General features: G+C 52.6%; 15 protein-coding genes, 2 tRNA genes and 1 pseudogene. 4 read left to right on the top strand and 14 right to left on the bottom strand.

The features are described from left to right. Positions 1 to 11 precede the first annotated feature (11 nt). Positions 12 to 1190 carry a tyrosine-type recombinase/integrase gene (locus MTP41_RS08620; protein ID WP_097776847.1) on the top strand — a complete coding sequence of 393 codons (1179 nt, stop codon included), beginning with the start codon at positions 12 to 14 and terminating at the stop codon, positions 1188 to 1190. Here MTP41_RS08620 and MTP41_RS08615 read toward each other — a convergent pair whose 3' ends face one another. The 4 genes from MTP41_RS08615 to MTP41_RS08600 form a co-directional block, all read right to left on the bottom strand. Then, positions 1191 to 2399, bottom strand: coding sequence for a UvrD-helicase domain-containing protein (locus tag MTP41_RS08615; RefSeq protein WP_179859615.1), 1209 nt, complete (start codon positions 2397 to 2399; stop codon positions 1191 to 1193). Next, positions 2392 to 4140 (bottom strand): ATP-dependent nuclease, encoded by a 1749-nt coding sequence (locus tag MTP41_RS08610; protein ID WP_143405474.1) that lies wholly within the window; start codon positions 4138 to 4140, stop codon positions 2392 to 2394. The genes MTP41_RS08615 and MTP41_RS08610 overlap by 8 nt, the downstream gene beginning before the upstream one ends. Positions 4141 to 4378: 238 nt before the next feature. Further along, positions 4379 to 5923, bottom strand: coding sequence for a hypothetical protein (locus MTP41_RS08605; RefSeq protein WP_097776844.1), 1545 nt, complete (start codon positions 5921 to 5923; stop codon positions 4379 to 4381). Positions 5924 to 6114: 191 nt separating this feature from the next. After that, the gene (locus tag MTP41_RS08600) at positions 6115 to 6657 is read right to left on the bottom strand and encodes a recombinase family protein (protein ID WP_097776843.1); all 543 of its coding nucleotides are present in this window, start codon (positions 6655 to 6657) and stop codon (positions 6115 to 6117) included. Positions 6658 to 6762: 105 nt separating this feature from the next. Between MTP41_RS08600 and MTP41_RS08595 the strand changes: the two are divergent. Beyond that, a pseudogene (locus tag MTP41_RS08595) lies at positions 6763 to 6951 on the top strand (tyrosine-type recombinase/integrase); the annotation flags it as partial. 70 nt (positions 6952 to 7021) lie between these two features. On the opposite strand, the gene MTP41_RS08590 reads toward MTP41_RS08595, so the two are convergent. Next, positions 7022 to 7096 (bottom strand) — tRNA-Ala (locus MTP41_RS08590). A 46-nt stretch (positions 7097 to 7142) separates the two neighbouring features. After that, positions 7143 to 7233 (bottom strand) — tRNA-Ser (locus MTP41_RS08585). 442 nt (positions 7234 to 7675) lie between these two features. Between MTP41_RS08585 and MTP41_RS08580 the strand changes: the two genes are divergently transcribed. Beyond that, the gene (locus MTP41_RS08580) at positions 7676 to 9043 is read left to right on the top strand and encodes an MATE family efflux transporter (RefSeq protein WP_249235332.1); all 1368 of its coding nucleotides are present in this window, start codon (positions 7676 to 7678) and stop codon (positions 9041 to 9043) included. Between the two features lie 82 nt (positions 9044 to 9125). Here MTP41_RS08580 and MTP41_RS08575 read toward each other — a convergent pair whose 3' ends face one another. Both MTP41_RS08575 and MTP41_RS08570 read right to left on the bottom strand, forming a co-directional pair. Beyond that, entirely contained in the window at positions 9126 to 10694 is a 1569-nt protein-coding gene (locus MTP41_RS08575; RefSeq protein ID WP_249235331.1) for a PTS transporter subunit EIIC, read from the bottom strand. Positions 10695 to 10713: 19 nt separating this feature from the next. Then, positions 10714 to 12039 carry a 6-phospho-alpha-glucosidase gene (locus tag MTP41_RS08570; RefSeq protein WP_097774516.1) on the bottom strand — a complete coding sequence of 442 codons (1326 nt, stop codon included), beginning with the start codon at positions 12037 to 12039 and terminating at the stop codon, positions 10714 to 10716. Positions 12040 to 12250: 211 nt separating this feature from the next. On the opposite strand from MTP41_RS08570, the gene MTP41_RS08565 reads away from it, so the two are divergent. Continuing rightward, on the top strand, positions 12251 to 13018 hold the full coding sequence (locus MTP41_RS08565) for a MurR/RpiR family transcriptional regulator (RefSeq protein WP_249235330.1): 768 nt from the start codon (positions 12251 to 12253) through the stop codon (positions 13016 to 13018). 113 nt (positions 13019 to 13131) lie between these two features. Here MTP41_RS08565 and argF read toward each other — a convergent pair whose 3' ends face one another. The 6 genes from argF to argH all read right to left on the bottom strand — a co-directional run bounded on the left by argF (position 13132) and on the right by argH (position 20215). After that, entirely contained in the window at positions 13132 to 14046 is a 915-nt protein-coding gene (argF, locus tag MTP41_RS08560; protein WP_249235329.1) for an ornithine carbamoyltransferase, read from the bottom strand. Then, complete coding sequence (locus MTP41_RS08555) at positions 14043 to 15245, bottom strand: aspartate aminotransferase family protein (RefSeq protein WP_249235328.1); 1203 nt, start codon at positions 15243 to 15245, stop codon at positions 14043 to 14045. Before MTP41_RS08555 ends, argF begins: the two co-directional genes overlap by 4 nt. Before the next feature lie 132 nt (positions 15246 to 15377). Next, positions 15378 to 16232, bottom strand: a complete 855-nt coding sequence (gene argB / locus MTP41_RS08550; RefSeq protein ID WP_005938551.1) for an acetylglutamate kinase — start codon at positions 16230 to 16232, stop codon at positions 15378 to 15380. A 205-nt stretch (positions 16233 to 16437) separates the two neighbouring features. Continuing rightward, positions 16438 to 17667 carry a bifunctional glutamate N-acetyltransferase/amino-acid acetyltransferase ArgJ gene (gene argJ / locus MTP41_RS08545; RefSeq protein WP_005938553.1) on the bottom strand — a complete coding sequence of 410 codons (1230 nt, stop codon included), beginning with the start codon at positions 17665 to 17667 and terminating at the stop codon, positions 16438 to 16440. A gap of 209 nt (positions 17668 to 17876) precedes the next feature. After that, on the bottom strand, positions 17877 to 18818 hold the full coding sequence (argC, locus tag MTP41_RS08540; protein WP_249235327.1) for an N-acetyl-gamma-glutamyl-phosphate reductase: 942 nt from the start codon (positions 18816 to 18818) through the stop codon (positions 17877 to 17879). Next, on the bottom strand, positions 18815 to 20215 hold the full coding sequence (gene argH / locus MTP41_RS08535) for an argininosuccinate lyase (protein ID WP_118527464.1): 1401 nt from the start codon (positions 20213 to 20215) through the stop codon (positions 18815 to 18817). The genes argC and argH overlap by 4 nt, the downstream gene beginning before the upstream one ends. Positions 20216 to 20370 lie beyond the last annotated feature (155 nt).

Raw genomic sequence — 20370 nt, 5'->3', positions numbered from 1 at the left:
AAAGGAGGTTTATGATGAAAACTACAGGGTCTGTCCAAGAGAAAAATGGACGTTTCTATTTCGTACTCAACCTTTACGATGCCAACGGCAAACGGAAGATCAAGTGGATCTCCACCGGCCTGACCGTGCGTGGCAACAAGCGCAAAGCCGAGGCGATGCTCCACGAAGTCCTGCTCCGCTACGACGAAACCGGCGAATTGCCCACAGGCCGGGGCGGTGCTTACGAGAAAGTAGACACCCGGACGGCAAAGCCCATCCCTGCGCCGGTCAGAACGGCCAGCAAGTCGGAGATGCTGTTTCTGGATTATCTCAACGAGTGGATTCAGATTCACAAGGCATCCATCCAGACCGCCACCTTCATCAGCTACAACCAGATGATTCAGGGCCGCATCACACAATACTTCAAGCCGCTGGGTCTGAAGCTCTGCGAGGTCACGCCGCAGGTGCTGGACGAGTTTCAGGAAAAGATTTTGCTGGATGGCTGCACCACCAACACCGTTATCCACTACCACGCCATCTTCGGCAAGGCGTTCAAGGATGCTGTGCGCAAAGATTATCTGGAAGTCAACCCGATGCTGAAAGTAGACCGGCCCAAGAAGAACAGCTTCCGGCCCAACTTCTACACCAAGGACGAGGTTCAGCAGCTGCTGGAAGTTTCGCAGGATGACCCGCTCCACCTGTGCATCCTCATCACGGCCTATTACGGTCTGCGCCGGAGTGAGGTGCTGGGACTGAAGTGGTCGTCCATCGACTTCGAGCGGAAGTCCATGACCATCAACCACAAGGTCACGGAACAGCGGGTGAACGGCAAGTATGTCCCGGTCGTCAGCGACGTGATGAAGAACAAGACCAGCTGCCGCACCCTGCCGCTGATTCCGGCGGTGGAAGCCGAACTGCTCAAGCAGAAGGAAAAGCAGCAGCTTTACCGCAGGCTGTTCGGCAAGAGCTACCGCACCGATTATCTGGACTTCGTCTGCACCGATCAGGAGGGCAAGCTGCTCCGTCCCAACTTTGTGACGGAACACTTTGAATGGTTGCTCCGGCAGTACAGTCTGCCGCACATCCGCTTCCACGACCTGCGCCACCCGTATGTCAAGCACACGACAAAAAATATTTCCTGCAAAAGCAGAAATCCCAAACCACCAACAAGTGGTAATCTGGGATTTCTGTTTTTACTATGGTTCGATTAATCAAATATCTGAGTCAGGCTTACTAAACTTATATGCTGGAATAGACTTATCAGAGAAATGAATATCGGTTGCTTTGAATACCCCGTTTTCGCAGGGGTTCTCCATAGCAAAAACAACACTATGCTTCGCTCGCGTACATGCAACATAAAATTTAGCTCGCGTTTGATTGGACGTGATTTTCACCTGTCTTTCTATAAATGGTAACGTTGTACTGACAGGTATGATTACTACTCTTTCATATGTTGCGCCTTTGGACCCACCGTAGTTGAAGACATCGCAGTCATGTTGAAAACCAACCTTCGCCTTTTTGTCATATCGCAATATTATTGGATGGTAGTATTCGCAGTATTCACGCAGACTATCCACGTTCATCATGTAGACTCCGCTATTTTCTACTGGCATTTCTTGCTGATTATTTGGATCGGGTTCAACCATCGAATCCGCATCTCCGTGGATCGTATTGATAAAATCACATATTTCCTGATTGAATCGTCTTGTGGTATTCGCATATGAAGTAACGCATAAACCCTGTGCTTCAAGCATGAGAAAATAGGCTCGAACTTTCTCGTCTCTATACTGTTTATTCTTCAGTGAATTATTTGTCCTATATGTTGCCTGCTTGTAGTCGCCTACACATGTTATAGGTATTTTGGACTTGAATAGCAAAGTTATGACTTCCAAATCCCAACCAGCATAGTCTTGGAGTTCATCAATAAATATGTGGGAGTATATTTCTTGGATTCGCCTAATCACTTTTCCGCTAGAATGCTCATTGCATAGCCAAGCTAAATGGCTTGTCCTGTCAGGAACAACATCGCCACGCTTATTCACGTAATATTGTACGTGGGTCTGGTTATACCATTTAGGCGGTGCTTCTGTATCATAAAATGCAATGGAATTTACAAAATTTTCTGGCAATGTAACTGGAAACTCTTGCTTATAGCGCTTTTCTTTTAGTTTAAGTGAGCACTGGTATGGTTTTATAAATTCAGAGAGAAGAGTGCTGTACCAAGATTTGAATATGACTCTGGCATCCAATACACCGCCGTTTTGCTTCCGGTACTCATTCTCTAAAGAACGAACTCCCTCATTTGTATATGAAATAAGCAGCACATGTTTATTGGTGTTATCTATGGCGGTTTTGGCTTGTGAACACAGTGAATATGTTTTTCCATGCCCCGCTGCCGCAAATACTACTTGATTATTCATCTCTATCACCCACATTTTCACTATCTATCCCGATGGCTTTTAAAATATATGATGGGTAGTTTATCTTCTTCTCACTGGTAAAGACACGCATACTCCATTCAGTTTTGTTTCCTATCATAAAGCTCTTAATGCTATCTGGATCTCTGCTTTCTATGTCCTTTCCTAAGTAGATGATGGATTTGAACGATTCAAAGGTATCAAGATTTGCTGCAAGGACAGAGGGTTCAAGCGTGTTTAGGGTATTATCAGATTCCACACAAAGAGTAACAAGGCCTGTGTATTTTTCGTAGCGCTTACGAACAGCTTCAGCGTTACCGTCATTATCTGTAACTACAGTCAGCGGTTTACTAATTAGAGAAGCAAGCTCACAATATCGTTGGAACGCCAAGCTATCGACAGCGACTACGTCAATTCCGTCTTCTATCGGTTGTTTTCCATAGTTATCAATATATGCTCTTTGCAGTATCAATTCGTCAGCCGGTCCTTCAACCAATATTGCCTTATTCGCCAAAAGAATTCGTAGCGTGTTATAGCCCGGTAATTTTAGAAAGTAGTTGTAAGTATCACTGCTTAATGATTTGAATGGTGTCGTCCTCGCATTTGCAACAAGATGAAGGCACTGCAGGCCCAGTTTATTTGCGACAAAGCTGCTATGGGTTGAAATAAACAACTGCTTTCCGTTGCTCTCAGACAGTTTAGAGATGAGAATAGACATGTTTGAGTAGGAAAGGTTATTTTCGGGTTCCTCAATTATTAAAATATCAACATCCGTATTTTGAAGCAGGAAAATTTCCGACTTAAACATATTTTGAGTGCCGAAACCCGAATTTTCAAGAGGAATGCCATCTAATGAAATAGACATATCTCCCTTCCATTCATCAATTCCACTTTCTCTTAAGTTTAGTCCTATCGTTTTGCCATCAAAGCTGTGACCCTCTTGTAGTTTTTGATTAAGCCGTATTACTGCTTGATTTTCAGTAAATTCATGTCGATTTGCTCTATAAGCATGACGCAACTCGGTCATATCTTCTTCCGAGAGATATTCGTTTATGCTGGTAGAAACAAAGCGACTCAGCACCGGACCATAGTCTTTCTTTGTAGTATCAATACATGCCACTTTTCTTGCCGTTGTCTGGACATAGTATTCTGGATTTGCAAAAGACCTGAAATTGACCCTGTAGTATTCAACAGGGATGTCTCTGACTTTTCCTTCAACCAGGAGCTGCTTGTATGCTGGTGCATACTGGGTGTCAAATATTATTTCCAGTTTGACACCCTCAGCATCCTCATGAAGTGAATTATTTGTGCCTCTATACTTTTTTATTGCAATTTCATCTTCATCGGGAGAAGCAAAGTATACCTCAATTTCAATGGTGGGCAAGTCAGGCGTATTACCAGCCTCAATAGATTCCTTGAATTTTTGTCGGACTTGAGCATTAAACCAATCCAAATTAAGCCGATTTGCGACACTGCTACCGTTAATTTTACCGGTCAGAACCATTGATAGGGCCTCTAAGATGGTGCTTTTTCCCGAATCATTCTCTCCAACAAAGATATTTATATTCTCGTTCATTTCAATGGTAACATTCTGAAAAAGCTTGTAGTTGACAATTTTTAGCCTGTTGATTTTCATATTATTCATCAAACTCCATCTGAATAGTCGGGGTATAAATGCTGCAGTTATCTTACTCAACACCCCTGCCAGTAGTATACGATGGGCTATCGCCGCTACTTTTTTCAAAATCGACTTCTGTTATGGAACCACATTTCTCGCAGCGTAAGTAGCATTTTTGAACCATTCCATTCTCGTCTGAGTCATCACCATCAATGCTGACCTTTTTGCTCTTGCATATTGAACAATGATACTGTGCAAGATGGTCAAATACTTTTTGAAGAATATTTTCGTAAGTGCCAACAAGAGCGATGCAAAGAGTGACACAAGTTGATTCAACGCAACAGACATCGTCTGTTGAATTGGATCAATAATAGTGCTTAAAGTCCTCGCAAAACTGCTCAATATGTTTTGAGTATTTTTCTATATCCGTTTTGATCTTGTGAGTAAATACATTGATTTTTTCATTCTGCGGAGCAGTTCGAACTTTTTCATCATAAAAATTACAAAATTGGGTAGCAGAATACTCTCTAAAATTTTCGGCAGAAATGCCAAAGTCCTCTGACAAGACCATTGCAGAATGCTGTAAGTTCTTCAACGTTTCTTGCTCCCATGTTGTTAGTAGATTCTCATATGCAGCCAACACTTTATCACAAGCGGCCCGAACTTCATATACATTATGTACGTAAGCACAAAACAAGTCCGCGGGTTCGTCTATAGGAGGGTAATCTACCAGTTGAGAATGCTGCATTTTAACGGATAGCAAAAGCTCATATAAGGCATATTTCTTGATTTGGGAAACATCTTCTCTCTGCTTTTTTGCAAAACCAATTGCAAAGAAAAACAATGTTGCACTGAAAACAATCATTGTAGAGAAAATATTTGTCAGAATTTCCTTGATTCTTGGTATATCAAATACAAAATTCAACGTAACAAGGTCTTTTAAGGACACATCCGAATTAGCACCTATGAGTCCAATAAAACTCAGAATCAATCCGGCTATACAAGCTAATACATAATAACGCGAGCGTTTCATGTAGTTTTCTCCTATCTGTAAGTCCAATCGTCTTGCCAGTTTTTTAAGATTTATCTGTAGGTCATTTGAAGTTCGACAACAAACAATTGTATTTGGTAGGCTCTTTCTGATAGCCGATACTTTTGAAAGGTTTATTCCAGAAAAGCGAATTACTTGCCATTTCATTTTCTTTTGTTCTGATTTGGAACCTTTTATTCTGATGAAGATTTGTTCGTAAGTATTGTATAATGCCAATCCATATACAACCGGAAGATTGAACACTAACAGTACCAGCGGGAGCAATAGTGATTTTAAGGTGTCAAAACTTAAAAATTGATTTGGAGCATGGATAAGGCTGTAAATTGCATTAATCAACAGTATTATTCCCCACAGTACCAGCAAACCATCAAAGAAGCGTTTCACAGATCGGTGCTTTTTATCTTGTCCAGCCAATACTTGTAGGACTGAAATCAAAACTGTTAAAGGGATAAGGATAATTTCCGTTATTAAACTGAAAGTCCAAAATCCTACAAAAAACTCAATTGCAACTACAATAGCAACATTTTCCCGAATTAGCTTTGAAAAGAATCGTCCACCGTCTGCTTTCTCAATCGCCTTGGCAAAAAGGGGAAGTTCAACAAACAATACCCAAAAGACAGTGTCTTTTAACAAAGTGAGATCCCAAAGTCCTGCCCAATTTAATGCGAACAACACCAAACCCAAAAAGCTGAGAAATACAATGTAAAATATCACAAATTTCTTGCAAAACAAAATTGGAATAGCAGTTTTTATAAATTGTCTTGCAGGTTTAGTAGGGAGAATGACAGCAAGACCAATAATAACCCAAATCCCGATAGCTATCTCTCGATTATTAAAGAATTCTTGGATTACTCCCATTTCGTTCACCTTTATAATCTGGCGTCGTGATTAATCAGTGTAGAATTACCGGTACCAGCAGAGCCATAAATCATATCGACGTGAGAATTGGCAAACATCTGCCGAAGGGTTTCTTTCTTTCCATCATATTACGCTGTTTGTATCGGGAATTGCTTTATCAATTCTGAGTATCTGACCGCGCGCCTTCTTCTTTACTCAGTCCATTTTACCATAATCTTTCGATCAACATCAACCACGATCCGTTCAATACAATCAATAATCTCGCTCAACGGGACTTCCTTTCTGCTAGCTTTCAGCAGTTTGAAAAACACCTGATACTGTTTTTCATAGGCTTCTTTGTCTGCAATCGCCCTGTTCAGTTCCGCTTCGGCCTGCTCCTTTGCAGGCCGTGCAGCCGCAATGGCTTCTTTAGAACCTTCACCCATGACATACTTTTCATATTGCTTCATGCTGAAATCAGTAGCTTCCTCATATTTGAGAGAAGCTGCTTCAATGATGGAATCCATGCGTTGTATTTCCTGCTTATAGAATGTTCTGCCGCTCCATCCTGCATCAATGTACCATCGCGATATGGGATGCTGGTTTTCTCGCGCCCATGCCTCAATAACTTTCTTTTGGTTTTCTATGGAATCATCGCCGCCCTTTCCTGTGACAGACAAACGGATGTACCCGGCAGTCTTTGAATGCAGATGTGGCAGCGTTACAGTCTGACGCTTCCGGCTTTTTCGTGCCATGCGCAGTCCTCTCCTTCTAATGCAAAACAGGCTACGGCAAAACCATAGCCTGTCTGCATTATAGCATATTCTGCTTTCCGCTACCACGAGTAATGCCCTGTTTTCCGCTTCCACGAGCTTAGGCACAGCTGTGCCAGCCTGATGGTTATGAACGGCGTATCGATGAAGCAGGTTCAGGAGTGGCTGGGACACAGCACCTTCTCGACCACCGCTGACATCTATGCGCATCTTGATTACAAGAGCAAGGAGGGGTCTGCTGGCGTGATCGCAGAGCTGTTAGAAATGAAAAAGTAAGAAAGCCGCCATGAAATCTCATAGCGACTTTAGATAACATCTATATGCAAACGGCTCTTTCCCGTCATTATGTCCGTATGCGGGAGTCGAACCCGCGACCTAAGCCTTGCGAAGGCTACGCTCTATCCAACTGAGCTAATACGCCTAAAAAGAAGCGCACTATCGAGCAAAAAATGTCCGATAGTGCGCTCTGGCGGAGTAGCAGGGATTTGAACCCTGGCGCCCCTTGCAGGGCCTACGAGATTTCGAGTCACGCCTCTTCGACCACTTGAGTACTACTCCACGTTGTATTTTAAGAAGAAATTGCAATTTGTATATTGTCGATTTCCTCTTGAATCTTAGAAATTTAATGCTAGAATATTGTTAGAAAACGCATCGTTCAAACAGGTTCTGAAGCCTGTCGGGACATCAAAATTGACGTTCTCCCGTGTGATATGGAGATCTCTGGCGAAGCATCCACTTGGATTTCGAGTCGTTCTCGTTACGACCGCTTCGATACATCTCCATATATTAGCCTTTACAGTATAGCAAAAAAGCGGTTTCCCGTCAACACTTTTCTCCCGTTACGGCACGGCACGGCTGCAAGCCATACGCAGCCGTGCTGTTTTGCGTTTTTGGGGCAAAAAGCGCGGTTTCTTTGCAAAAAAGGCTGTTCTTTTGGGCGGGAGCCGAGTATAATAGGAACGATATTTTTCAAATTTGAAGTACAGAGGAGAGCATTCCAATGGCACAGGCAAAACAAGATATGGGCACCGGCAGCATCAAAAAGCTGATGCTGCAGCTCATGATCCCCGCCGTGGTGGCGCAGGTGGTGAACCTGCTGTATAACATCGTGGACCGCATTTACATCGGCCACATTGCGGGCATTGGCGCGGCAGCGCTGACCGGCGTAGGGCTGTTCACACCCATTCTGATGCTGCTGAACGCTTTTGCCATGCTGGTGGGCGCGGGCGGCGCGCCGCGCACCGCCATTGCTCTGGGGCAGGGGGACAGGCAGCGGGCCGAAAAGATCATCTCCAACAGCTTTACCGTGCTGATGTTCTTTGCCGTGGTGCTGACCATCGGCTTCTATGCCGGGGCACCGGTGCTGCTGCGGCTGTTCGGTGCCAGCGATGTCACCCTGCCGTACGCCCTGAGCTACAGCCGCATCTACATTGCAGGCTCGGTTTTCGTGCTGGTGGTGCTGGGCATGAACCCTTTTATCACCACGCAGGGCTTTGCCAAGACCAGTATGCTTACCACCGTGATCGGCGCGGTGATCAACATTATCCTCGACCCCATCCTGATCTTCGGGTTCGGACTTGGTGTGCGGGGCGCAGCCATTGCCACAGTGCTCAGTCAGGCCGTGGGCGCGGTGTGGATCCTGCGCTTTCTCACCGGCAAAGAGACCCTCCTGCGCCTGCGCAGGGACTATCTGCGCCCGGAGCGCAATGTCATCCTGCCGGTGATGGCTCTGGGCATCTCCACCTTTGTGATGCTCTCCACCGAGAGCCTGCTTTCCATCAGCTTCAGCTCCAGTCTGGCGCGGTACGGCGGCGATGTGGCCGTGGGTGCCATGACCGTCATCACCAGCGCATCCCAGCTGTGCACGCTGCCCATTCAGGGCATCTGTCAGGGCGGACAGCCGGTGATGAGCTTCAACTTTGGCGCAGGCAAAAAGCCCCGCGTCAAGGAAGCCTTCCGTTTTCAGCTGACGCTGTGCGGGGCCTACACCTGCTTGTTCTGGCTGTTGATGATGCTGTTTCCCGGCGCGGTGGCGGGCATTTTCACCTCGGACACCGCACTGATCCAGTACACCACGTGGGCCATGCGCATTTACATGGCGGGCATTTTTGCCATGGGCTTCCAGATCGCCTGCCAGCAAAGCTTTATGGCGCTGGGGCAGGCTAAGGTCAGCCTGCTGCTGGCCTGCCTGCGCAAGATCATTCTGTTGATCCCCCTCATCTTCATTCTGCCGCACGTTCTGCCGAACCCGGTGTTCGGCGTGTTTCTGGCCGAGCCGGTCAGCGACATTCTGGCCGCCACCATCACCACCATCACCTTCTTTGCCCGGTTCGATAAGATCCTCGACCGCGGTGCGGCAAAGGTTTGATTTTTTTGTATGCAGAAAGGGCATCTGCCGTTGGCAGATGCCCTCGCTGTTTATTCGGGAAACCCTGACCGGCACTGAAAAATCAGTCCATGTTCAGAGCGCTCTTGAGGTTGTTTTTGTAGATATCGGCCTTGGCACCGTAGATGATCTGCACGCCATCTGCGACCTGAACGACGCCGTTTGCACCCGTCTTCTGCTTCCAGTCAGTATCCGGCATAACGAGAGCCTTGTCTTTGACTTTGACGCGCAGTCGAGTAAAGCAGGCATCCACATGCTGGATATTGTCTGCACCACCCAGACCTTCAATGATGGTCGCCATCATCTCGTCGCTCATTTTCTTGTCCAGCTTCTTGACCTCCTGGCCATCATCTTCGCGGCCGGGAGTCTTGTAGTTGAACTTGGTGATCATGAAGCGGAAGGTGAAATAGTACAGGAAGAAGCAGGGAATGCCAATGATGAACACCCAGATCCAGTTAGAGCCTTTATCCGCCTGCATGATGCCATTGAAGATCGTGCTCAGGAAAGGGCCGCCGAAGGAACTGGGCCCCGGGATATTCACCTTGCAGATGTAAGTCAGCAGGTAGGCCAGACCTGCATAGCCAGCGTGCACCACGAACAGCAGCGGAGCCGCAAACAGGAAGCTGTACTCAATGGGCTCGGTGATGCCAGTGAAGATGGAGGGGATGATGGCTGCGATCAGCAGCGCCTTGACCTGAGGCTTACGCTCCGGCTTTGCGCAATGGTACATGGCCAGAGCCGCACCGGGCAGACCAAACATAGCAAAAATAACCTTGCCGTTCATGATAAAGCGGGTAATGTTCACGTCAAACATGGCATCCGGAGAAGCCAGCATGGCGTTGTAAATGTTCACTGCGCCTTCATACAGCGTGCCATCAATGACCATGGAACCGCAAAGGTTTGTGAAGAAGAACGGAGTGTAAATAAAGTGATGCAAGCCAAAAGGCAGCAGCGCACGCTCTGCCAGACCATAGATCACACTGCCTGCCATGCCAGTGTCATAAATGATCTCGCCCATGAAGCCCAGACCGGTCTGAACGAAGGGCCACACCACAGACATTACCAGACCCAGCGCAGAGCAGGCCAGCAGCGAGATCATCGGCACGAATTTTGTGCCTGAGAAGATGCCCAGAACCGGCGGCAGCTGAATATTATAGTATTTGTTATGCAGCTTTGCAACCAGCAGACCCACCAGAATACCGCCGAATACACCGGTGTCAAGCGAAGCGATGCCCATGACCATGGACTGGCCGGTCTTCATCGCCGCAGGGTCCAGAATGCCCAGACTGGTCAGCAGGATATTCATCACATTGTTCATGGCGAGGAAACCGATCACGCTGGACAATGCTGCGATGCCCTTTTCCTTTTCCGCATAGCCGATGGCAACGGAAACAGCAAAAATGATTGGAAGATAGGAGTTAATGGTATTGCCCATGGCCTTGAGCAGATTAAAGAACAGCTTGACATAGGTATTGCCCAGAACCGGCCACAGTGCCACAATGTTCTTTGTCGTGAACGCAGAGCCAATGCCCACCAGAATACCTGCGATGGGCAGGATCATGACAGGCGTCATTAGAACTTTTCCCAGTTTCTGGAACTGTGAAAAGGTAACTTTTTTCTCTCTCTTCTCCATGATTTACCTCCTGCGGGTCTCAGTGCAGTTCAGGCCAGTAGCCCTTATTGGCTTCGATCATCTTATCCAGGATCTTGCGTGCCACCTTGGCAGAGGGAACTGTCTTGTTCATCGTGAATGCTTCCAGTGCCTTCTGGTAGGAGTGTTCAAAATAAGCATCCACGATCAGCTTTTCCGAAGAGACCTGCTGCATCATCATGCCCAGCTGGAACTGGGGGATATTGCCGATGGTAACAGGCTCCGGGCCCCACTTGCGCAGGTAGCAGGGAACTTCCACCATGGCATCATACGGCATCTGCGGGATGCAGCCCTTGTTTTCCACAATGACCAGATAGCGGTCCGCATTGTTATAGGCAATGGAACATGCCACATCCACAATAAAATCGCCAAAAGCATTGAACAGATTCAGGTTTGCTTCCTTCTTGCCGCCGCTCTCGCGGATCAGCTTTGCCTGCTCGATCATGTCCTTCTCACGGCCATCCATGACCATGTTGGCACGCGTGTAGTTGGGATCCATATCCTCGGCGCTTTCCTTGGCATACAGATAGTACTGCAGGTAGGTATTGGGCAGATACTCCGGGAAGTCGGTGAGGATTTCCTTAAAGTTTTCCCATGTGTGGCGCCAGGAAGGATCGGAGTGGTGCTTATCATGAGAAGCAGCCAGACCGAACTTCATGATCTTTTCCTTCAGTTCCGGCATACGGTCCACACCGCTCTTGTCGTACAGGTGGGTCCACCAGCCAAAGTGGTTCAAACCAAAGTAGACCGGGTCCACATCGTTGTATTTTTCCAGACCCAGCATCTTTGCGAAGGACAGCATGATGGCTACCGGCATATCGCAGATGTTCAGGATCTTATAGTTGTTGTACTTGCGGCGGGTGGCCTCAGCCACGATCGCAGCAGGGTTGGAGTAATTGATGATCCATGCCTCGGGTGCGTACTTGCGCACATCGTCGATCACCTGGAACACGCCGGGGATGGAACGCAGGCCGTATGCCATGCCGCCGGGGCCGCAGGTCTCCTGACCCACAACGCCAAACTCCAGCGAGATCTTTTCGTCCTTTTCGCGCATTTCCATGCCGCCCTGACGGATCTGAGCAAAAGCAAAATCAATATCGGTATAGGCCTTTTCCGGGTCTGTGGTGGTGAAGTAGACGCACTCCGGGTCCAGCTTTGCGATCAGCGAACCGCACAGGGTATCCACCAGCTCCAGACGATCCGGATCAATATCATACAGCACCAGTTTCTTCAGCGGGAAACGATCAAGATTTGCAATCAGGCTCTGGATAATGCCGGGAGTGTGACTGGAACCACCGCCAACAATGACAACTTTAAAACCTTCCATTTTTGAAACCTCCCATTCGTTTTTCGATCATGTTTCTGATTTTACCCTTGCGCGCGCTTTGGAGAGTGACTATAATATAATCGATATAAACATTTTTTTAAAGGCGTTTTGAAAGTTTTGAATCAGTTTGCCCAAGTTGAAACAATTCCAGAGTCTGAAAATATTTTCACACCTGCTAACTTTCTTCAAAGCCTTCCCGCCGGAGGACATCATGGACTTTTTCACCCGCATTGCAGAACACACGCCCCAGCTGAACAAAAACGATAATGAGCTTCTTTCTTACTGCATTCGCAACCACACCGAAATCGCCAATCTCAAGGTGACGGAACTTGCGGACCGGTTGTTCATCTCACCGGCTTCTGTCGTCCGCTTTTGCAAGAAGCTCGGTTTCAGTGGTTATTCCGATTTTAAGGCATCTTTGCGCATGGATCTGTTTGAGCCGGAGGAAACGCCGCGAAAATCTCACCCGACCGACTTTTTCCGCGATATCCACAAAACCATCGAGATGGTTCCGGAGGAGACCGTAGAGCGTATCGTAGAGCTGATCCACTGCAGCCGCCGCATTGAGCTGTATGCCGTAGGCAGCAGCAGGATGCCCGGCTCCGAACTTGCAAAGCGGCTGCAAACCATCGGCAAGGCCGCCTTCTGTTACGATGACAGCACCCTGATGAATATCAGCGCACGGCAGCTGACTTCCGATGATCTGGTTCTGGCTCTATCCATTTCCGGCGAAACAAGTCTGATCATTGCCGCTGCAACGGTTGCCAAAAGCCGTGGGGCCGCATTGGTTTCCTTTACAAATCTCGGCAGCAATACTCTCAGCGGCATGGCAGATGAAAACCTGTATGTCAACGCCACAAACTTTGTGTGCTCCGGCATTCAGGTGCAGTCCCGCGTACAGCTGCTGATGCTGTGCGAATACCTGTTCTTCCGCTACATAGAGACCTATGGCGACGAGCACCAGCAACATATCGGTTGACGCCATTTCACCGCAGCGCACAGCCAGCGCTCTATTCCGCCGCGAACTCTCCCACGATAAAAAACAGGGCCGCCGCACAAACGATGTGCGGCGGCCCTGTTGGCGTTCTGTTTTTATTTCCCCGCCAGCAGAATGGCCAGCACGGCTTTCTGCACGTGCAGGCGGTTCTCGGCTTCATCGAAGATCTCCGGTGCGTGCTGCTCGAACACCACCGAGGAGATCTCCTCACCCCGGTGGGCGGGCAGGCAGTGCAGCACCATGACATCGGGCTTTGCGCTTTCCAGCAGCTTGCCGGTGAGCTGGAAGCCCACAAAATCCCGCAGGCGCTGCTCACTTTCCGGCGTGCCGGGCTTGGCGGTGTTCCACACAGCCGTTGCCACCACGTCGGCATCCTGAATGCCCTCGGCAGGGTCTGCGGTCAGGTGGAAGGCGCTGCCGTACTTGTGGGCGAACATCAGCACATCCGCCGCCGGGCGGTAGCTCTGCGGGCAGACGCAGGTGACCTGCATCCCAGCCAGCAGTCCGCCCACGATGAGGCTGTTTGCCATGCTACTGCCGTCGCCGACAAAGCAGAGCTTCCGGCCCGCAAGGCTGCCCCGGCGCTCCCGAATGGTCATCAGGTCGGCCAGAACCTGGCAGGGATGGGCGTAATCCGTCAGGCCGTTGATCACCGGCACACCGGCCAGCTCGGCAAACTCTTCCAGATCGCTCTGGCGGTAGGTGCGCCACACCACGCAGTCGTAGTAGCGGCCCAGCACCCGGGCGGTGTCCTTGAGGGGCTCGCCGCGCCCGGCCTGCAGCTCGGCGGTGTTCATGTAGTTGCCCAGACCGCCCAGCTGGTACACACCCACCTCAAAGCTGGTGCGGGTGCGGGTGGATGCCTTGGAGAACATCAGGGCAACCGTCTTTCCTGCCAGCAGCGGGGCCGTGCCGCCCAGCTGCTGCTGTGCCTTGAGTTGATCGGCCACATCCAGAATGTGGGTCAGCTCGGCAGGGGAGAGGTCGCTCATTCTCAGCAGATTTTTCATGCCTGCTCCTTCGGAGCCGTCGGCTCCATCTTGCCCAGCACATTGCTCAGGATCTCCAGCGCCATGTCCACATCGTGCTCGCTGAGGGTCAGCGGCGGCAGCAGACGCAGGCGGGTCTTGGCTGTCAGCACCAGCAGGCCCGCTTCGCGGCAGGCGGCCAGCACATCTGCGGCCTTGAGGTCGTAGAACTCGATGCCCACCATCAGGCCGATGCCGGAAATGCTCTTGACATGGGGCAGCTTTGCGATGCCTGCGCGCAGCTGGACGGCGCGCTCGTTGACATTGGCAAGGAAGCTCTGGTCCATGCGGTCCACCACCACATTGGCACCGGCGCAGACCACCGGATTGCCGCCGAAGGTGGAGCCGTGGGTGCCGGGGCCCATGCCCTCGGCCACCTTTTCGTTCATCAGCACTGCGCCGATGGGCAGGCCGCCGCCCAGACCCTTGGCCAGCGTGACCACGTCCGGCTTGAGGTTGTAGTGCTCGCAGCACAGGAAGGTGCCGGTGCGGCCCACGCCGGTCTGCACCTCGTCCACGATGAGCACAAGGTCTTTTTCGTCGCAGAGCTTGCGCACGGCCTGCACGTAGTCCGGGTCCAGCGCCATCACACCGCCCTCGCCCTGAATGAGTTCCAGCATCACGGCGCAGGTTGTGCGGTCCACCAGCTCCTCCAGCGCTTCGATATCGCCTGCCGGAGCATACAGGAAGCCCTCATTGAAGGGGCCGAAGTAGTTGTGGAATACTTCCTGACCGGTGGCGGTCAGGGTGGCGATGGTGCGGCCGTGGAAGCTGTTCACCAGCGTGATGACCGTGGTACGGTCCTTGCGGTAGTGGTCCACGCTGTACTTGCGCGCGGCCTTAATGGCACCCTCGTTGGCCTCGGCACCGGAGTTGCCAAAGAACACCTTGCTCATGCCGGTGCGCTTACACAGCTTTTTGGCCAGCTTGCCGCAGGGCGCGGTGTAGTAAAGGTTAGAGGTATGCTGCAGCTTGTGGGCCTGCTCGGAGACGGCTTCGGCCCAGTCCAGATCACAGTAGCCAAGGCTGTTCACGCCAATGCCGCTGGTAAAATCCAGATACTGCTGGCCCTCGGGGCCTGCGGCGCGCAGGCCGTGGCCTTTTTCCAGCACAATAGGGTTGCGGTTATAGGTGTGCAGGACGTATTCGCCGTCCCGCTTGATGACTTTTTCAGAATCCATAGGTGTACCCTCCTGTGAACAGAAACTGCGAACAGAAAACCCTCTCAGGCGCTTTCGCGCCAGAAAATGCTGGCAAAGGCTTGAGAGGGTCATTTTTCTTATTATACCGCCTGCACGGCACCGGCGCAATGCTTATTCGCGGTGGCTGCGGCGGTAAAAGCGGGTGCCGGAGCCGCGGTTGGAGAACAGCTCCAGCAGGATGGAGTGGGGCACGCGTCCATCGATGATGACCGCCTCGTGCACGCCCTGATAGATGGCATCGGCCATGCCGCCGATCTTGGGGATCATGCCGCCCGCAATGATGCCGGCGGACTTATAGCCCTCGATCTCGGACACCTCCACCTCGGGGATGAGGGTGCTCTCGTCGTCCTTATCCCGCAGCAGGCCCGCGATATCGGTCATGGATACCAGCTTCTCCGCTTTCAGCGCAATCGCGATCTGCGCAGCGGCGGTGTCGGCGTTCACGTTGTAGGCCTGACCCAGATCGTCCATGCCCACCGTGGCGATCACGGGGATGAAGCCACCGTCCAGCAGGCTTGCGATCAGGGTAGCGTCCACATGCACGATCTCGCCCACATGGCCCAGCTGGGGGTCCAGCTCGGTACAGCGCAGCATCTGACCATCCATGCCGCACAGGCCCACGCCGCGGCCGCGCAGCTTTGCCACCAGATCTTTGTTCACCTTACCGGCCAGCACCTGCTGCACGATCTCCATGGTGGCATCGTCGGTCACGCGCAGACCGTTTGCGAAATGGCTCTCCACGCCCACTTTCTTCAGCATCTCGTTGATGGCCGGGCCGCCGCCGTGCACCAGCACCACGCGCACACCCAGCAGGGTAAGGGTGACCAGATCGTTCATGACGGCATTTTTCAGTTCTTCGTTGATCATGGCATTGCCGCCGTACTTTACCACCATGGTCTTTCCGTGATACTTCTGGATGTAGGGTGTCGCCTCAGAGAAAAGGCGCGCCATTTCTTCGTTTTTCATATACTCTCCTTGCCGCCAGCACGCTTGCTCCGGCATTCGTTTTCCACCAGACGAACTCCTTCCGTCATCGCTACGCGATGCCACCCATTCCCCTTCTGGCACTTTCGTGCCACCTCCCCCGGCCGGGGGAGTCTTTCTCAAGGAGGGAGGCTTTCAGGCTCCCTCCGTGAGGGGGCTGTCGCCGCAGGCGACTGGGGGAGTTCCATTAAGTTCTATAATCGCCGTTGATCTTGACGTAATCGTAGGTCAGATCGCAGCCCCATGCCTTGGCGGATGCATCGCCGGTGCCCATGTCCACCTTGACCAGCACATCGTGCTCAGCCAGCACCTTGGCGGCTTCGTCCTCGCTGTAGGGGTGGTAGGCGGCGTTTTCGCACACATACACCTCACCGGCCTTGCTGGAAAGCCACACGCAGACCTTATCAATGGAGAAATCGCCGGGGGTATAGCCGATGGCGCACAGGATGCGGCCCCAGTTGGCATCGCGGCCGAACACTGCGGCCTTGAACAGGTTGGAGCACACCACGCTGCGGCTGACGGCACGGGCGGTCTTCAGGTCGGGGGCGTGGGTCACTTCGCAGGTGATGAGGTGGGTGGCACCCTCGCCGTCACCGGCGTGCTCGGCACACATGTGCTCTGCAATGGCGGTGAGCGCGGCAACAAAGGCTTCGTAGTCCGCGTTCTCCTCGCAGATCTCCGGGTTGCCTGCAAGGCCGGAAGCCATGATGATCAAGGTATCGTTGGTGGAAGTGTCCAGATCCACGCTCATCTGGTTGTAGGTGCCGGGCACCACGGTCTTGAGGGCCTTTTCCAGCAGGATGGGCGAGACGGCGGCATCGGTGGTGTAGAAGGCCAGCATGGTTGCCATGTTGGGGGCGATCATGCCGCTGCCCTTGCCAATGGCACCCACCGTGCAGGTCTTGCCGCCCAGCTCGAACTGGATGGCGTATTCCTTTTTGTGGGTGTCGGTGGTCATGATGGCGGTGGCGGCATCGGTGCTGCCCTGCTCGTCCGCAGCCAGCTTTGCGGCGGCGGCGGGAATGCCCCGGGCAAAGGGGTCGATGACCATGGGCTGACCGATGACACCGGTGGAGGCGGGCAGAACGTCCTGCGGGTCGATGCCCAGCTCCTTGCCCACCAGCTCACAGCATTCTTCGGCCAGAGCCACGCCGTTGGCGGCGCAGGTGTTGGCGTTGCCGCTGTTCACGATGATCGCCTGTGCGTAGCCGTCCTTCAGGTGGGCGCGGTCCACCTTGATGGGTGCGCCGCAGACCTTGTTGGTGGTATACACACCGGCGGCGGCGCAGCGCACGTCCGCCTTGATAAGTGCCAGATCGTATTTTTCTGCATGGTTTGCGCGGATGCCGCAGTGCACGCCAGCCGCTGCAAAGCCCTTGGGCGCGCAGATGCCGCCCGCAACTTCTTGATACTGCATAATGATCTTCCTTTCCCACAAAGAAATACTTCTCACTCGAACGGGCTAGCCCTCTCAGGCTCACATACGTTCGCCAGCTCCCCCAAAGTGGGAGCCCTTGGCAGTCCACGCAAACTTCATCTTTTTGCCAAGGCCTCTCCCTTTGGGAGAGGTGGATTTGCGAAGCAAAGACGGAGAGGGCGAGGACGCTGCCCGTGTACGAGCCATCTTTATTCCAACCCTTCGGTCTCTTCCAGCCCCAGCATCAGGTTCATGCACTGGACGGCCGCGCCGGAAGAGCCCTTGCCCAGATTATCGAACAGGGAGACCAGCATCATCTGGTCGCCTGCAGCGTTCACGGTCATGTACAGCTCCATGCGGTCGGTACCGGCCATGGCATTGGAGTACAGACCGTTCTCCGGCAGGGCTTCGTTCAGAGCGTGCACCTTGACGGTGGCAGCATCCTTGTAATATGCCGCAATGCCCTCGGCCACCTGTTCGGCGGTGCTGCCCGCCAGCGTCAGATCCAGCGGCACCAGCACCTGCATGCCGCAGTAGTAATCGCACACCACGGGCACGAACATGGGGGTGTGGGCAAGGCCGCTGATCTTCTGCATTTCCGGCAGGTGCTTATGGGCAAGGCCCAGACCGTAGCTCTTGGGTGCATCCAGCTTGCTGTGCGCCGGGCGATCAGCGCTCTCGTACTCGGCGATCATCTTTTTGCCGCCGCCGGAGTAGCCGGAGATGCCGGTGCAGCTGAAGGGATACTCTGCCGGTGCAAGGCCCAGCTCCACCAGCGGGCGGGCAATGCTGATAAAGCCGCTGGCATAGCAGCCGGGCACTGCCACGCGGCAGGAATTTTTGATTTTTTCCTTCTGGCCCGCCAGCTCCGGGAAGCCGTAGTCCCATGCGGCATCGGTGCGGAAGGCGGTGGAGGTGTCCAGCACCTTCACGTCCGGGCGCAGCAGGGGCATGACCTCTTTGGAAGCGGCATCCGGCAGGCAGAGGAAGGCGAGGTCGGCAGAGTTGATCACCTTCGCCCGCTCGTTCACATCCTTGCGGCCCTCTGCGGAAATGGAAAGCAGCTCGATCTCCGGGCGTTGTGCCAGACGGTCGGCAATGCGCAGACCAGTGGTGCCGGAAGAGCCATCAATAAAAACTTTCACGCTCATGCGTTCTTTTCCTCCCACGCATCCAGCTGTGCGTTTGCCAGTGCGATCTGGTTGTTCACGCTGGCTTCGCTGGGGCCGCCGTAGCTGGTGCGGCCCTCGCAGCACTTGACCAGATCAATGGCATCGTAGATATCGTTCTCAAACAGAGCGCTGTAGCCCTTGAACTCGTCGAGGGTCAGCTCTTCAAGGGTCTTGTCCTTTGCAATGCAGTCCGACACCATGCAGCCGGTCAGCTTGTAGGCATCCCGGAAGGGCATTCCCTTCTTGGTGAGGTAGTCGGCGCAGTCGGTGGCGTTGATAAAGCCCTTGGCGGCGGCGCGGCGCATGTTGGCCGGAATGGTCTTCATGGTGTCCAGCATGGGAGTGACCGTCTTCAGGCACAGCTCCAGCGTATCCACTGCGTCGAAGATGGCTTCCTTATCCTCCTGCATGTCCTTGTTGTAGGCGAGGGGAATGCCCTTCATCATCACCAGCAGAGTGTTCAGGTCGCCGTAGACACGGCCGGTCTTGCCGCGGATCAGCTCGGTAACATCCGGGTTCTTCTTCTGCGGCATGATGGAAGAGCCGGTGGTAAAGGCATCGTCCAGCTCAATGAACTTGAACTCCCAGCTGCACCACAGGATGATCTCCTCGGAAAGCCGGGACAGGTGCATCATGCAGATGGAGATGGCATTGGCCAGCTCGATGCAGAAATCGCGGTCGGACACGCCGTCCAGACTGTTGGCACAGGGAGCCGCAAAGCCCAGCTTTTCGGCGGTGAACTGGCGGTCCAGCGGGTAGGTGGTGCCAGCCAGCGCGCCGCTGCCCAGCGGGCACTGTGCGTCCATGCGGGCGGTGGCATCCTCAAAGCGCTGCAGATCCCGCAGCAGCATGGATGCATATGCCATCAGGGCGTGGCCAAAGGTGATGGGCTGGGCACGCTGCAGATGGGTGTAGCCGGGCATGACGGCGGTGGTGTTCTCACCGGCCTTTTTGCAGATGACCTTGATGAGCTCCACGATGTAGGCCTGCAGGGTGTGGCTGTAGTCCCGCAGGGTCAGGCGGATATCCAGCGCCACCTGATCGTTGCGGCTGCGGCCGGTGTGCAGCCGCTTGCCCGCATCGCCAATGCGGGCGGTGAGGGTCTGCTCCACAAAGGTGTGCACATCCTCGGCATTGGGGTCGATGGTCAGCGCACCGCTGGCCAGATCATCGGCGATGGAAGCCAGACCGTTGAGGATGTCCTCACAGTCCTTTTCCGAGATGATGCCCTGCTTTGCCAGCATGGCGGCGTGCACGCCGCTGCCGCGCATATCCTGCGCGATCATGCGCTGGTCGAACCGGATGGAGGAGTTGAAGTCGTTCACGCGGGAATCCACGGCCTTGGAAAAACGGCCCTTCCAGAGTTGTTCTGCCATAATTTTATCCTTTACTGATAGGCGGCTCGCCGAGACTCCTTCCGTCACCTTCGGTGACACCTCCCTCAAGGAGGGAGGCCTTGGCAGTGCGGAAAGCTTCACCTCTTCGCCAGAGGCTCCCTCACTGAGGGAGCTGGCAAACCCGTCAGGGTTTG

This window comes from Faecalibacterium sp. I4-3-84, from assembly GCF_023347255.1.
Taxonomy (GTDB): Bacteria; Bacillota; Clostridia; order Oscillospirales; family Ruminococcaceae; genus Faecalibacterium; species Faecalibacterium taiwanense.
The sequence above is the reverse complement of the archived record's forward strand: the minus strand, read 5'-3'. Positions and strand labels throughout refer to the sequence as shown.

Coding starts and splice junctions, on each gene's coding strand:
- MTP41_RS08615 (WP_179859615.1), bottom strand. CDS start 2,399: ATGAATAATCAAGTAGTATTTGCGGCAGCGGGGCATGGAAAAACATAT.
- argJ (WP_005938553.1), bottom strand. CDS start 17,667: ATGCAGTATCAAGAAGTTGCGGGCGGCATCTGCGCGCCCAAGGGCTTT.
- MTP41_RS08580 (WP_249235332.1), top strand. CDS start 7,676: ATGGCACAGGCAAAACAAGATATGGGCACCGGCAGCATCAAAAAGCTG.
- MTP41_RS08605 (WP_097776844.1), bottom strand. CDS start 5,923: ATGGGAGTAATCCAAGAATTCTTTAATAATCGAGAGATAGCTATCGGG.
- MTP41_RS08600 (WP_097776843.1), bottom strand. CDS start 6,657: ATGGCACGAAAAAGCCGGAAGCGTCAGACTGTAACGCTGCCACATCTG.
- MTP41_RS08555 (WP_249235328.1), bottom strand. CDS start 15,245: ATGGATTCTGAAAAAGTCATCAAGCGGGACGGCGAATACGTCCTGCAC.
- MTP41_RS08575 (WP_249235331.1), bottom strand. CDS start 10,694: ATGGAGAAGAGAGAGAAAAAAGTTACCTTTTCACAGTTCCAGAAACTG.
- argF (WP_249235329.1), bottom strand. CDS start 14,046: ATGAAAAATCTGCTGAGAATGAGCGACCTCTCCCCTGCCGAGCTGACC.
- argB (WP_005938551.1), bottom strand. CDS start 16,232: ATGAAAAACGAAGAAATGGCGCGCCTTTTCTCTGAGGCGACACCCTAC.
- argH (WP_118527464.1), bottom strand. CDS start 20,215: ATGGCAGAACAACTCTGGAAGGGCCGTTTTTCCAAGGCCGTGGATTCC.
- MTP41_RS08565 (WP_249235330.1), top strand. CDS start 12,251: ATGGACTTTTTCACCCGCATTGCAGAACACACGCCCCAGCTGAACAAA.
- MTP41_RS08620 (WP_097776847.1), top strand. CDS start 12: ATGATGAAAACTACAGGGTCTGTCCAAGAGAAAAATGGACGTTTCTAT.
- argC (WP_249235327.1), bottom strand. CDS start 18,818: ATGAGCGTGAAAGTTTTTATTGATGGCTCTTCCGGCACCACTGGTCTG.
- MTP41_RS08570 (WP_097774516.1), bottom strand. CDS start 12,039: ATGGAAGGTTTTAAAGTTGTCATTGTTGGCGGTGGTTCCAGTCACACT.